Origin of the sequence: Shewanella piezotolerans WP3 (genome assembly GCF_000014885.1) — a bacterium.
GTDB lineage: Bacteria > Pseudomonadota > Gammaproteobacteria > Enterobacterales > Shewanellaceae > Shewanella > Shewanella piezotolerans.
In genome coordinates, this window is sequence record NC_011566.1 from 113735 (window position 1) to 127271 (window position 13537).

Consider the following 13537-nt stretch of genomic DNA (forward strand, 5'->3'; position numbering starts at 1 on the left):
ACTAGTGACAGGTGACTGCAGTGAAAAGAATTGTGATTTTGGCGGCTGATAATGCTGTTGCGGGGGGCATCATCAGTTTTATGGATGTGTTTAGCTTCTGCAATACCTATTGGAAGGTCACGCAAGCCAACGCAGAAGATGATCTGTTTGAGTGTAAGATCATCTCCCCAAATGGTGAGCCGATTAAAAGCAGTTATGGTTTATCCTTGCCTGTTATTGCTCATGCTGATGCCGAGCACTATTTATCCCATGCCGATGCCGTAGTGGTAGCCGCTTCAACGATTACTAATCGCAAAGAGCTCGACAGTTACCTTAGAGCTTTTAGTCCGCATATGCCGACTTTGCATCAGTTTGCTGAAACAGGAAAACCAATCGCTGCGTATTGTGCTGGCACGCTGGTTCTGGCTGCTAGCGGTTTGCTAGACGGACGTACTGCTACCTGCGTTTGGTGGCTGGCGGAACTGTTTAAGCGTAGGTTTCCAAAGGTGAACCTGTGTATGGAACACTTAGTCATGAGTGATGGTCCCATGTACACCGCTGGGGCGACAACCGCTAACTTAAGCTTAGCGCTACAGCTCGTTAAGGTGCTGATGGGGGAGCAGATAGCGACACAAATGGCTAAAGTTTTGCTAATCGATCCTAATCGTATCTCGCAACAACCATTTATGACATTGGATAGTGAACCACGGCATAAAGATGAGCTGGTGAGGCGAATTCAAGATTGGATGCAGCTACATTTAACTCAGAGTTTCATATTGGATGATATCGCCGATAAATTCGCGGTGGGTAAGAGGACTTTGATCCGCCGTTTCAAGAAAGCACTTAATGAAACACCTGCAAGCTACATGCAGCGGCTTAGAGTGGATGAAGCCAAACGCTTACTGGAAACCACTGAGTTAGCGTTAGAGCAGATTGTCGAACAGGTGGGTTATGAGGATGTCAGCTCATTTCGGAAGCTGTTTATTCAGTTAACTAGCGTCTCGCCCAGAGCCTATCGGCAGAAGTTTAATACTCACAGTTGCTGCGAGTATTAAATCCACTTCAGATGATTGCTATTAAGCTTGCTTCTGTCTCCGATTGGCATACTTGTCGACGGCTTTACCTGTCGTCGCCCAAATCAGCACGCCTCCCCAAGCAATCATCGAAAGGCCTGCAGGGATACAAGCAATTAAGATTAACTTGAAATGTTTGCGGTTAAACACCAGTGCCAGTAGCGCTGGCAGAAACCATAGAAACACCACCGCTATTGCAAGCAATGCTAAGAATATATACCCGTTCTACCTGAAGATGCAGGATTCAGTGGGAATTTAATGGACTTTAATCACGGCATTGATTGCCACTAATGGTCATTCCCTTGGTAAAATCAATAACACTGAGTAAAGTCCATTAAAGCCCATCGCAGAAGGCTTTGTGCCAGCCCACTTCGTTGTTGCACTAATTTAAAAGGGAATAACCATTTCTACATTAATGCGCCTAGAATTGAACTGCCACAATGCCTCTGAAACGAGCACCTTCAGGTAGAATGGGTATAGTTATCACTAGCCAAAATATTGTCGATAAATTCCATTTTACTTATCTCCTAAAATAAGCCTCTTAAATAGTTAAGAGGCTTATTGTTTTACTTATAAACCAAAGACAATTTTTTCGCTTTTAAGTGACTTTTGCATACCCATTGCTAAGCCTGCAGAAATAACCAATGTGGTAATGGATGACACTGCGAGCTGTACAACAGGTAGCTCACGACCCTTGATAAACTCCATCAAGGCTTGTAGTTGACCTGATACTGGTAGCCACTGCAAAGTATCGGGTGCAATATCATAGCTGGCTGCCATTGCTAGCATCATAGGCAAAATGAGTACGATGGTGAGATACGACTGGGCTTCCTTAAAGCTCTTAGCCATAAACGATACAAACAACTGTAGGCAAGCAGCCATTATGGCAACGGGTAGGCCGACTAGCATCATCATGCCGATGAAATTGCCATTAACGCTGACGCTAAAGCCTAATTCCTGCCAAGGGACGAAGCTGTAAGCAAATTTCGACACTATTAAGGTCAGTAGCAGACCGATCATGGCAAAGATGGTCACGGCAAGAATTTTAGATAGTACAATCTGCCCTGTTGATACTGGATGACTGAGCAATAATGCTAACGAGTTACGCTCGCGCTCACCCGCACTGGTATCAATAGCGAGGTTCATGCCTGAAATAAATACCGCATAGATCATTGTCATCGTCGCAATGCCCAAAATCATGCCTGCTTTTGAATCTGGTGTCGCTTGGTCCTCTACATTTAGCTTAATAGGCTGCATGACTCTCGGGTCAATACCGCGAGCAATTAAGCGTAAACTGCCCATTTCAGAACTGTACTCTTGCAAACGTTTTTCAAGACGGCGAATTGATTTTTGTAGTTTCTCATTAGAAGCATCGGCGATAAGGGTGACCTCTGCGCTGATCCCTTTAGCCATATTACTGGCGTAATCATCACTGATGACTAACAAAATGTCCTTGGTATTCTCGCCGTCGGTTTGGTTAATGCCTTTGCTAGATAAGTACTTCACTAGATCAGGAGCGCCTTGCGGATTGTCGATGTTAATATTCAAATCTTCTGGGCTAGTCAGCTGACCGATCAACATAAAGAACATGCCACACATCAGCAGCGGTGCACCCATCGCATAGTAAAGTCCAGCCATTACCGAGCGTTTGTCTCGTGCGGCATCAATAAGCTCTTTGCGGAGCATGGTGATTATTTTATTACTCATTTCAATATCCTTTTGTTGCCGTTGTGCTGTGCTGCATTGCGTGTTTCTATTATTGAATGCATCATGCGGCAATCCCTTCATCGGTGCCGATTAGTTGAATAAAGGCATCTTCTAGTGAGGCTTTACCCGTTTGTTGACATAAGGCGTCAGGGCTACCCACGGCAACCACTTTACCTTCTGCCATCACAATAACTTGGTCGCACAGTGCGGCAACTTCCTGCATCACGTGGCTGGAAAATAGTACACAGTGACCTTGGTTTTTAAGGTCTCGCAATATGTCACGCAGTACCCGAGTGCTCATTACATCTAGCCCGCGTGTCGGCTCGTCGAGAATAATATTGGTTGGCTGGTGGACAATGGCTTGTGCCAGTGCAGTTTTCATTCGTTGGCCTTGAGAAAAGCCCTTGCACTGCCTGTCTGCAATATCTGCTAAGTGCAGTTTTTCAATCACATTGCTGGTGGCTTGTTTGGCATCTTTACGTGATAAACCATTGAGCTCGGCAAAGTAACTGATGTATTCCCGCGGGGTTAAACGTTCATATAATCCAAATGGATCGGGAAATAATCCCAGTTGCTGTTTGGCTGAAACGGGTGACTTGGCAATATTAATCCCGTCGATTTCAGCGATACCATTGTCGGGCTTGAGTAGGCCAAAAACAGTACGTAAACAGGTTGTTTTACCCGCGCCATTTGGGCCAAGTAGTCCGGTAATTTGACCGTCGAGTGCCGAGAAGCTTAAATCGTTCAGCGCCTGCACATCTCCGATGCGTTTTGACAAGTTTGATACTTTAATCATCAGTGTTTCCTTACTTATTCAGGGCTTGTTGTGGGCGCAAAGCTTTGTCAGCATCGGCACTTAATGTCGTTTCTTGTTGGCTGCCTTCAGCTGGAATGGCTTCCACTGTACTCGCATTCAAATAGAAATTACGGCGAGTATCTTTGCTTAAACACTCTGCATCGATGTCGGTTACCGCGCCTTTTTCGGCCAGTTCGGCAATCAAGTTATTGCCGCAAGATTGGTAGGCAACTCCGTGAGTCGCATAAGGGGCGATAAAGTGTTTAGCGTTGGTTAATTTTTCCATTGCCATCTCTCCCCAGCTCGGTGGTGTTGCCGGATCTAATTCACCTGATAACAGCAAAGTTGGGATGTCACTGGCAATAGCTTGGCTGAAACTGTCGTCAACTGCTGGCATATTCCATACGGCACATGACTGCTCAAAGGTCTTGATCATCTCTTTACCGAAATAGTTTGCTGCGGTTGTAGCACGTAATTCGGGTGTTAATCGCTGCCAATCTTCGCCACATACCACCGAGGCGTGCATGCCCATGGCGATGCCAGTACTGTCCATAGACATGGCATAGAGGCCGGTAATCGGTTGAAAGTTACCTTTCGAAGCTTGGTGAATAGCGTGGGGAATCAAGGCACGGACGCTGGGTGAGTAGAGCGCCATACGCAACGCTCCTTTAAACTTACTGCGAGTCATGGTGAGTTGAGTTGCTTCACCTGTGGTGGGATCTGCAATAGTGCTTATTTTGGCAGCTTCAGCCAGTTCGCTATCTACTTTTTCCAGATCGGCAGCTAGTTGTGGAAACTGCTTATGGCATAAAGCGTTGTTGCTACAATCTTGGAGTACCAGTTCAAAAGCACGGGCAATCGCATCACCAATCGCCAATACACTTTGCTGCATCGGCACGACACCATCTAAGGTAACCGTGGCTAAATGCTCAGGGTAATGACGCATATAAAGCTGTGCCATTCGAGTACCATAAGAGACCCCATAAAGGTGTAGCTTTTGATAGCCAAGATGTTCTCTTACGGCCTCAAAGTCTTTCAGTGCGGGTAGGCTGCCATATTGGGTAACATCGGCGTCTAATTCATCTAAACACTTTTGGGTTTCGACTCGAGTATCAAAATCGTTTTCGTTAATCGCCAAGGCACTATCAAAACCGTCACCGATACATTGCAATGGGTTTGATTGCCCTGTACCGCGCTGATCGATCAAGATAACGTCTCGTGTTTGGCGCACTTTTGTCAGCATTTGATCAAAGCCCTTGGCATTCTCTATTGCTGATTGCCCTGGGCCACCTGCAATCGCTAACAAGGCTTCACTTTTGCCACTGCTCTTAATCGCGGGCATTACCACGTAGTGTATTTGAATCTGTTTGCCGTCGGGCTTGGTATAGTTTTCAGGTACGCTGACCGTGCCGCAGTTCATCTGCTCGGACAGTCCGTCAACATAACAGCTGTTATCAGTGCTAGGTGCTGAAGTTGTCGTTGAAAGCGAAAGTGGCTGCGAATGAGCAGAGGGAAGCAGTACAGCTGCCCAAATGGCAACTGCGATAGCAACTTTCTTACGGCGCGTCAGAGTTGGGCAAACTCCGGCTCGTAATTGCGAATACATTCCTTGGTGCATGATACTGATTCCTTTTTGCAATTTTGGCGATTCGATACCCGCTCGACTTCAGTGTGCTCTGAAACATGCACTTTGCAGTGGAGCGGGTATATGTTAACTTGGTACTGTATCGGTGTATCAATGTATTAATACAGTGACTAAAGGCTAATGTTAGAGCAACTAAATGTCAACCCCAGTAGTGGTGAGCCAATTTATAAACAGTTAAGCGAGCAGATCGTGCGTTTGATTGTGGGTGGCCAACTACAAAGTGAGCAAGTATTGCCGTCAGTGCGGCAGATGGCTGAGCATTTAACGGTAAACCCAATGACGGTGAGCCGAGCAGTGCAACAGCTAGTGGAGCAAGGTTGGCTGGAGCGCCGCCGTGGTCAACCTACTCGCGTGGCACAACGTGAGCAGAGTGATATCAGCTCCAATGGACAATTATTACACCCGCAGATTGACGCGGTTGTTGAGCAGGCTAAACAACTCGGCATCAGTTTAGATGCGCTAAAAACACTGCTTGGTGATCGCTGGAAGTAAAATTTAAAGGATTCTTTTCGATGGATATGAATGAAACACCCATTTTAGTCTGCAAGCAGCTGACAAAAAAATTTGATGATAAAGTCGCGCTTAATGGCTTAGATATGGCGCTGTACCCAGGAATGGTTGTTGGTCTGCTTGGCCAAAATGGCGCGGGTAAATCGACCTTAATGCGTTGTGCCCTTGGGATCATGCAAGCAAGTTCAGGCAGTATTGAGGTGCTAGCAACGCCCGTTGAACAGATGACGTCAGAGCTTAAAACACAAATTGGTTATGTGCCGCAACAACCCTTTGGTTATGAGGGTTTTAGTGTATCTAAAGCACTGGATCTGCATCGTAGCTTTTATCCTGAGTGGGACAAGTTACTAGAGGCTGAATGGCTACAACGATTCGATCTGGACCCTAAGCAGCAAGTGCAGCGTCTATCCGTTGGACAGCGTCAGTCGTTGGCACTCATTATGGCAATGGCTTACCGGCCCAAACTGCTTATTCTCGATGAACCCGTCGCCAGTTTAGATCCCATCGCTAGACGTAAGTTTATGGCCGATCTATTTGAGTTAGCAATCGAGTCAGGCTCTTGTGTGCTGTTCTCTTCTCATATCACTTCCGATCTTGAACGGGTTGCTAGCCATCTCGCGTTGCTGAAGCATGGCGAGTTGGTGATATTTAAAGAGATAGATGAGCTAAGAGAGCAGGTGAAGCTATTAAAGCTGAATGAGTCTGCCGCACTGCCTGCTGAGTTAAATGTACTGCATCGAAATGGTTGTAATGTGTTGGTTGATAACTATCAACAGCAGCAGTTTGCTGGGCTGATTAGTGCTAACTCACTTAACTTGGAGCAGCTGTTTATGGAGCTGCACTCATGAGCTGGGCATTCATCACCTCGGGAAAGTGGTTAAAAGGCTCTGTTCGGCTGTGGTTATTTGATCTTGGTTGCGCCAGTTTTCTGGGTGTTGGATTGCTGGGGTTGGTTATGGCTTTGGGAGTGCCTTTTTTACTCCCTGATGACACTGAGCACAAAGTCGACACCCTAATGCTGCTGATGAATATGTTTGTCGCTTCAACTTGTGTCGCTATTGGTTGGCAGATGAACCGCTTAGCAGCCACAGAGTGGGCGGCTATTGTGCCTCAATACCGGCAAAGTGTGCTGCTACAAGCGCTTGGGTTATTGATAACTAGCCTTATAATCGCCACCATTTTTTTAGCAGCACATAACGCATTTGATAAGTTTGATGAGCTACTGTTGACACTATTGTTCGGGCTCGGGTTTCTCTATTTTAGCTTGAAGAATAGCAGTGCTTTTCATCTATCATTTGTATTGTATGTCTCTTTGCCGATGTTGCCTTACTTGGCTGCTCTGTTGCCGTCAACAGGTAGTGCTTTGTTATTGTTTGCAGATCTGGTTTTAGCAGCGCTTTTATGGCGCAAACTATCAAGGTTTGGCTGGAATAATAAGGCGCGTATTGTTTACCTTAATGGTCTAGAGATGGGCTGGTTATGGTTACCGTCATTTAAGTCTTCCAAGCTGCTTAACCGATTCGAACGTTATCTGCATCCCGCCAACTACTTTATAGGCCCTATGCTAACAATGATGTTGTTGGCTATGCCAGTGGTGACTCTACTGTTAGCCCTCGGGGCATATATGCTCGATGTGCAGTTGCCTGTGCTATTTTTGTTGATTCAATTTAGTAGTATCGCTTGCGCAATGTTGCACTGGAGCCGTATTCAACGTTGGCGTGCGGTTGAAAGTCTATTTGTATTGCCTGGCTTTGATGGCAAAAAGGGCATGATCAATGCCTTCATGCTAACTCAATACCGTTTACTGGCAATATTGACCGTTAGCATGATGGTGACCGCTGCATTAGTTAGCTTGCTATCACCACAAATTAGCTTGTCGGTTTGGTCGCACATTGTGTTAAGTAATGTAATTGGTTGCGCAGCGATATTAGGCTTGGGCTCGATGTGCCGCACTTCAATGCAGATTTCTGCCACGATATTTTTAGTCGCACTGCAATCGGGTTGGGTATCTTCGTCACTGTCGACGGTGCAACATGGTGGTGATATTTGGCGCTGGGTAGCTTGGGACATTCCGCTGCTGGTTTTGGCCCTATTATGCCTTTGGTACGCGAAATATCGATTATGGCGTGGAGATCTACTCTCTGACTAGGGGCTGTTGATCTTTCACGGTTGTTTTTGCCGCAGTTTATTGGCTATTTTGACAAGGCGGAGGCTATGCCGTTTAGTTATTCTCCACAAATAGTCTACAACACAGTAAAAATAGCCAAGAAACGCGGCCCTTTGGGTTCGCTTCAATGCTTCTATTACGGTGTTATGAGCTTTTCACTTAGCCGGCTAAGCTTTATCGCTCAAGCCTTGTACTAGAAGCATTGAATTCGAACAAAAACTAAGCTCGAAAGATCAACAGCCCCTAGTTGTTTGAATCTGTATCTTGGGCACGATAGGGTCAGTACTATTAATTGCACTTAAACTGGTTATCCTAATTAAATCGGCTTGTTTGAATTGAAGTGGTTGATTGAGCTACGACCTTTTTGTGGCGCTACCCTTTACGCTTGTTGCTGAGATGTTGTTGTTTCAGTTGAGCTGGTTAGCTTAAGATATTTTTTGTTAATCGAAGGCCGTTGATCACCATCAGCGGCTTTTTTTTGTGTTTGACTTAACACTAATAGAGCAAAAGCTCTTAGTTTTTGCGCGAACTTCGAGTAAACTGATTTCAAAGCGGAACACTTGTAAGCTAAAAGGTAGTTATTTTATGTCACTCGAGTCATATCACGTTATATCTCTTATACGGCAACAAAGCCAAGCTCTTGGCGATGCGATTGCACTCGAAGGATTCGAAATGGCAGCGCCTTGGCATCAAGTGAGCTGGAGCAACTTTGATATTATCACCTCTAAAATTGCACGGCTGTTAATTCAGTTTGGCATTGAATCCCAAGACCGCGCTGTGATCCTTTCACAGAACTGTCCGCAGTGGACTTGTGCTGATTTAGGCTTATTAAAGGCTAAAGCGGTTGTTGTACCTATCTATCCAACCAGCACTTTAGAACAAGCTGCTTACATTGTTAACGATGCACAAGCAAAGCTGATTTTTGCTGGCGACGCAGAACAGTACGCTATGGCATGCGACTTGGTTGCCAAATGCGACTCTTTATCGCGTGTAGTGGTATTTGATAAAAGCGTACCGCTTCAAGATACAGTTAATCATTTCTACTTAGACGAGCTGCTTGAGCGTGAACTCGATAAGGTGGCCGATGCCGAGCTGGAAAAAAGGCTCGCGGCGACTAGCCTTGATGATCTATTAACACTTATCTACACCTCTGGTACCACAGGCGATCCAAAAGGGGTCATGCTGGACTACCGCAACATCGCATCTATGGTGCGCCAGCATGATACTTTGCTACCTTTTACACCAGGTGATGTGTCATTAGCCTTTTTGCCACTGAGCCATGTATTTGAGCGTGGCTGGAGCTTTTACGTATTGTGCCGCGGTGGCCATAACGTGTATCTGTCTAACCCAATGGCTGTGAAAGAGGCGATTGTCCAGATCCGTCCACATACTTTATGCGTGGTGCCGCGTTTCTTAGAGAAGGTGTATAGCGCAGTCCAAGACAAAGTGATTAAAGCCCCAGAGATGAGACAGAAAATGTTCACCTGGGCGATGTCTGTTGGTCATAAGCAATCTGAAGTGGGTCAAGGGCGTCACAAGGCGTCACTAGGGCTGAGCCTTCAGTGGAAACTGGCTGATAAGCTGGTTTTCAGTAAATTGAAACAGGTCTTAGGTGGCCGCCTTAAGTTTATGCCTTGCGGTGGTGCAGCACTTGATCCAAACGTAAGTGCATTCTTCCAAAGTATCGATGTACCGGTTTTGTGTGGTTATGGCATGACGGAAACCACTGCAACAGCAACCTGTAATACTTTAGCTAACCGTGTACCTGGTTCAAACGGTCAAGTATTGCCAGAAGTTGAAATAAAACTTGGTAAAGATAACGAAATCTTAGTCCGCGGCGATACTGTTATGCGCGGTTACTACAATCGTCCGCAAGAAACGGCAGATACTTTTGAAGATGGCTGGTTAAAAACCGGTGATGCAGGCCGCATTGATGAGCAGGGTAATCTGTTTATCACTGACCGAATTAAAGAACTGATGAAGACCTCAAACGGCAAGTACGTTGCACCGCAGCGTGTTGAAGGTAAAGTCGGCTGCTGTCCATTCATTGAGCAAGTTGCCATTGTTGCTGATGCACGTAACTACGTCACCGCATTGATTGTTCCCGCATTCGAGTCATTAGAATCTTGGGCAAAAGAGAAGGGTGTAAACTACGAATCACAACTCGATTTGTTACGTCACGCTCATGTGGTTGAGCACTTTGAGCAGCGACTAAAGATGTTGCAATCTGAATTAGCTGGCTTCGAGAAAATCAAAAAGTTTACCCTACTTCCCGATGCCTTTTCGATGGAAGCGGGTTTAATTACGCCGACAATGAAGTTGCGCCGTAAGGTCATTTACAACAAGTATGCTCTTGAAATCGATAAGATGTATGCTCGTTAACCAGCCGTAGATAGAAGTTTGATAACAACAAAAAGGGTGCTAAGGCATCCTTTTTTTTGTATCTGGCTAATCTGTTGTTAATAACGGCCAGTGTTCAGCCTCGTTGACGCATTAGCACCGATATAAAAATGCTGGCTTTACCGTATTGGCTGTTTTATCGGTAGAATGGCGGCAATGTTTTATACCCATCCCCTTCTTCGATGGGCGTTTCTTATAGAAAGAGCATGGGCTTTACTCTGTGTTATTGATTTTACCAAGGCAGCGACCATTAGCTGCAATCAATGCCTCGTCTACATGGATGTTGGTGCTTAAGTTCAGCATGGAGCAATGAACCTGTGACCAAAGCCCGTTAAACTCCCACTGAATCCTGCATTTTCAGGTCGGATGGGTATATACCGATTGGTATCAGATAATAAATAAAGGATAGAACACCGTGAATGAAAGTGAATTCAGCTTAACCATACAACCACGTTTTTGTGAAACAGACGCCTTAGGCCATATCAATAATACCGTGTTTCCTGTGTGGTTCGAGGCGGCGCGTGAGCCGATATTTCAGATATTTAACCCAACTCAAGATTTGTCGAAGTGGAATCTGATCATTGCTGGGTTTAACGTCAACTTTAATGCTCCGACCTACTTTGCTAGCGACGTTATCATTAAAACCTGGGTTAGCCGCATCGGTAATAGTAGCTTTGAGTTAACTCAGAGTTGTTGGCAAAATGGCAAAAAAACCGTCGAGGCACAAACATCGGTAGTGCATTACGATTATGCGGCGGAAAAAAGTGTGGCGTTAAGCGAGGAGATCCGAGAGCAATTAGCAACACTCACTGGCGTAGCTGGTTAGCGATTAATTATTCTGCCTCTATGATGATAAAGTGGCAGTTTAGCGGGGCAAACTCCACCTCTTTGAGTGGCGTGAATAGTTGTGCGGGGCTGTAGCCTCGCCATGTCTTTCTCATTATTTCTTTGCATATATAGTCCTGCTGGTGCTCCATGATGTGAACATTGAGAGTCTCCCCATCGAACAGCCACCGGCCTTGATAGCTGTTTAGCTGCTCTAGATCTGCATCAAATGGGTCATATTCTAAAGTAACACTACCCGCAGATTTCAATGATAATAATGCGTCACCCTCTTCGCAGTTGTCGCTTCTTAGCCAGCTCGGTGGCATTGAAACTGGCTGACTTCCTCGGATATAGAGACCAATATTATTGATGCTGTAAAAATGTTTCCCCTCAGCAAACTTAAAGATGTGCGGCTCGCCAAACCTAAGCTCTTGCATGAGAGCTATTAACTGCTCGATAGCATATTGATTTTGCTGGGCGGGGTTTATGGCAATGCTCGTATCTGGAAATTCTCTGGGGATCTCCAGTTGTGTCAACGTCACCTTCCAGCCTTGTGCCTCAAGTTGTTGACTTAATGCATCGAGTTTAGCAGATTCTATTCCGTTACTGCTTATAAAGGCATGCTGTTGTGCGCAGCCATTTAATAGCCAAAAGCACTGCAAAATCAATAAACTAAATGCAATTCGCTTAAGTCTTCGAGAGAAATTTCTGAACATACCAGCAGCTCGCATCAATCTCTAGTCCTTGTGATTTTGCCCAACTCAAGCCATGTCGAACTAACTTCTCTGCTAAGCCTTTTCCTCGTAACTCTTTTGGGACAAAGGTGTGGCTGAAGTTGCATAAACCTTGGCTATTTAGCGCAGTGTTACTGGTCGATAACTCGTAAGTGAGCACTGCTTGCGCCGTACCAATATTAATCACAAATTGTTGCTCATCAGGCAGATGGGTAATGTTTTCACTCATTTCAAATCCTTTGAATTCTCTAGGCTTAAACTTACAAAGAAAGTCATACAGAGAACCGCTGCTGACAATTACACCAGCTTATAGGTTTCTAACGCATCCAATAGCTGTGGCGTTAGTTGTGCTTTCTGTCCAGTTTTAAAGTTAAACATCACTACCTGAGAAGAGCCAATGGTGGTTACAGCTTGTTGGGTTTGGCTAAATACGTGGTAGTGCATCATAAAACGGTCATCGTTAATATCACTGATACTGACACCAACTACGAGCGTATCTGGAAAGGTAACGGGTCGCTTATAGCGTGCTTGGTTTTCACTGATCACCGGTCCAATCGCGGTTTTTTGTATATCTTCGAGCAAATTAATTTGATTGAAGAAATCAATTCTGGCAGTTTCAAAATAGCGAAAGTAAACCACATTGTTGACGTGTTGTAGCGCATCCATTTCACCCCAAGCGACATTTATAGTGGTATTTATTGGGTATTGCTCGAGAAACTTATCCATAATGATCTCTTATTATTAGTGTAAATCGGTTTCAAACGGTTGTTTGATTTTTATTCAGCATACCAGCATGCTGTTATCGCAACAAGGACTAGTGAGAGGTATCTGTGCGAGCAATTTATATCGGTAGATTAGCATGTTGCAGCTTATTAGCGGTTAGCATGTGCCAAGCAAAAACGCTAAGCCAATTTGAGCCTGCTAAATCCTCACAAGAGCAGCAAGCCTACAAGCTATACTCGTTCTACCTGAAGGTGCAGAATTCAGTGGGAGTTTAATGGACTTTAATCACGGCATTGGTTGCGACTAATGGTCATTCCCTTGGTAAAATCAATAACACTGAGTAAAGTCCATTAAAGCCCATCACAGAAGGCTTTGTGCCAGCCCACTTCGTTGTTGCACTAATTTAAAAGGGAATGACCATTTCTATATTAATGCGCCTAGAATTGAACAGGCACAATGCCTCTGAAACGAGCATCTTCGAGTAGAGCGGGTATAGTTAAATCAGTTGAGCCACAACTACAATTGCTAGTTGATGAGTTACCGCTGCAGCAATCCTTACAGATCGTCTATGGCGCCGAAGACGGGCCTCTATTTGATCCTGAGTTAATGCAGATCCATATTCCCTATGCGTTTATCATTGAAGTCTTTAACCGCTTTAGTGCCGACAACTACCAAAAAACAGGGGTTAGTGCTGCTACCGCTACTCAAGATGCCTTATTGCACACCATTGGTCATGAATATGGTCATGCTTTTATCTATGCAAACCAAGTTATTGTATTAGGTAAAGAGGAGGATGCGGTTGATACTTTGGCGACTCTATACCAATCAGTATAAAAATTTGCTCGCTCAGCGAGAGTTTAGCGGTTTTGAGGTAAGTTAATGAGAGAAGGTCATAGTTATTCTACGTTCAAGCTTATTAACGCAGTATCAGAACAGCTAAAACTCGCCTGTAAGGAGTGGTTTTTGCTGCCTACTTCT

Annotated in this window: 15 protein-coding genes; 8 read left to right on the top strand and 7 right to left on the bottom strand. The window is 45.0% G+C overall.

Annotated features, from left to right (window positions below):
- Window positions 1–20: 20 nt before the first annotated feature.
- A complete protein-coding gene (locus tag SWP_RS00495) occupies window positions 21–1034 on the top strand; it encodes a GlxA family transcriptional regulator (protein WP_020910332.1) in 1014 nt (337 codons plus the stop codon).
- Window positions 1035–1055: 21 nt separating this feature from the next.
- Here the strand turns inward: SWP_RS00495 and SWP_RS00500 are convergent, their stop codons facing one another.
- The 4 genes from SWP_RS00500 to SWP_RS00515 all read right to left on the bottom strand — a co-directional run bounded on the left by SWP_RS00500 (window position 1056) and on the right by SWP_RS00515 (window position 5173).
- Complete coding sequence (locus tag SWP_RS00500) at window positions 1056–1238, bottom strand: superinfection immunity protein (RefSeq protein ID WP_228371097.1); 183 nt, start codon at window positions 1236–1238, stop codon at window positions 1056–1058.
- Window positions 1239–1622: 384 nt separating this feature from the next.
- Entirely contained in the window at window positions 1623–2759 is a 1137-nt protein-coding gene (locus SWP_RS00505) for an ABC transporter permease (protein ID WP_020910334.1), read from the bottom strand.
- 61 nt (window positions 2760–2820) lie between these two features.
- Complete coding sequence (locus SWP_RS00510) at window positions 2821–3555, bottom strand: ABC transporter ATP-binding protein (RefSeq protein ID WP_020910335.1); 735 nt, start codon at window positions 3553–3555, stop codon at window positions 2821–2823.
- Window positions 3556–3565: 10 nt separating this feature from the next.
- On the bottom strand, window positions 3566–5173 hold the full coding sequence (locus SWP_RS00515; RefSeq protein ID WP_020910336.1) for an alpha/beta hydrolase: 1608 nt from the start codon (window positions 5171–5173) through the stop codon (window positions 3566–3568).
- Between the two features lie 147 nt (window positions 5174–5320).
- Here SWP_RS00515 and SWP_RS00520 point away from each other — a divergent pair, with 147 nt between their 5' ends.
- The 6 genes from SWP_RS00520 to SWP_RS00540 all read left to right on the top strand — a co-directional run bounded on the left by SWP_RS00520 (window position 5321) and on the right by SWP_RS00540 (window position 11103).
- Entirely contained in the window at window positions 5321–5692 is a 372-nt protein-coding gene (locus SWP_RS00520) for a GntR family transcriptional regulator (protein ID WP_020910337.1), read from the top strand.
- A 20-nt stretch (window positions 5693–5712) separates the two neighbouring features.
- A complete protein-coding gene (locus SWP_RS00525) occupies window positions 5713–6558 on the top strand; it encodes an ABC transporter ATP-binding protein (protein ID WP_020910338.1) in 846 nt (281 codons plus the stop codon).
- Complete coding sequence (locus SWP_RS00530) at window positions 6555–7859, top strand: hypothetical protein (RefSeq protein ID WP_020910339.1); 1305 nt, start codon at window positions 6555–6557, stop codon at window positions 7857–7859. The genes SWP_RS00525 and SWP_RS00530 overlap by 4 nt, the downstream gene beginning before the upstream one ends.
- Window positions 7860–7924: 65 nt before the next feature.
- Window positions 7925–8074, top strand: a complete 150-nt coding sequence (locus SWP_RS24035; protein WP_187148526.1) for a hypothetical protein — start codon at window positions 7925–7927, stop codon at window positions 8072–8074.
- A gap of 388 nt (window positions 8075–8462) precedes the next feature.
- Window positions 8463–10259 carry an AMP-dependent synthetase/ligase gene (locus SWP_RS00535; protein WP_044555515.1) on the top strand — a complete coding sequence of 599 codons (1797 nt, stop codon included), beginning with the start codon at window positions 8463–8465 and terminating at the stop codon, window positions 10257–10259.
- Between the two features lie 433 nt (window positions 10260–10692).
- Window positions 10693–11103 carry an acyl-CoA thioesterase gene (locus SWP_RS00540; protein ID WP_020910344.1) on the top strand — a complete coding sequence of 137 codons (411 nt, stop codon included), beginning with the start codon at window positions 10693–10695 and terminating at the stop codon, window positions 11101–11103.
- A gap of 7 nt (window positions 11104–11110) precedes the next feature.
- Here the strand turns inward: SWP_RS00540 and SWP_RS00545 are convergent, their stop codons facing one another.
- The 3 genes from SWP_RS00545 to SWP_RS00555 all read right to left on the bottom strand — a co-directional run bounded on the left by SWP_RS00545 (window position 11111) and on the right by SWP_RS00555 (window position 12562).
- Window positions 11111–11818, bottom strand: coding sequence for a hypothetical protein (locus SWP_RS00545; protein ID WP_020910345.1), 708 nt, complete (start codon window positions 11816–11818; stop codon window positions 11111–11113).
- Window positions 11790–12065 carry a GNAT family N-acetyltransferase gene (locus SWP_RS00550; protein ID WP_020910346.1) on the bottom strand — a complete coding sequence of 92 codons (276 nt, stop codon included), beginning with the start codon at window positions 12063–12065 and terminating at the stop codon, window positions 11790–11792. Before SWP_RS00550 ends, SWP_RS00545 begins: the two co-directional genes overlap by 29 nt.
- A gap of 68 nt (window positions 12066–12133) precedes the next feature.
- Window positions 12134–12562, bottom strand: a complete 429-nt coding sequence (locus SWP_RS00555; RefSeq protein WP_020910347.1) for an acyl-CoA thioesterase — start codon at window positions 12560–12562, stop codon at window positions 12134–12136.
- Window positions 12563–13015: 453 nt separating this feature from the next.
- Between SWP_RS00555 and SWP_RS00560 the strand changes: the two genes are divergently transcribed.
- Window positions 13016–13393 carry a DUF4344 domain-containing metallopeptidase gene (locus tag SWP_RS00560; RefSeq protein WP_020910348.1) on the top strand — a complete coding sequence of 126 codons (378 nt, stop codon included), beginning with the start codon at window positions 13016–13018 and terminating at the stop codon, window positions 13391–13393.
- Window positions 13394–13537: the final 144 nt, after the last annotated feature.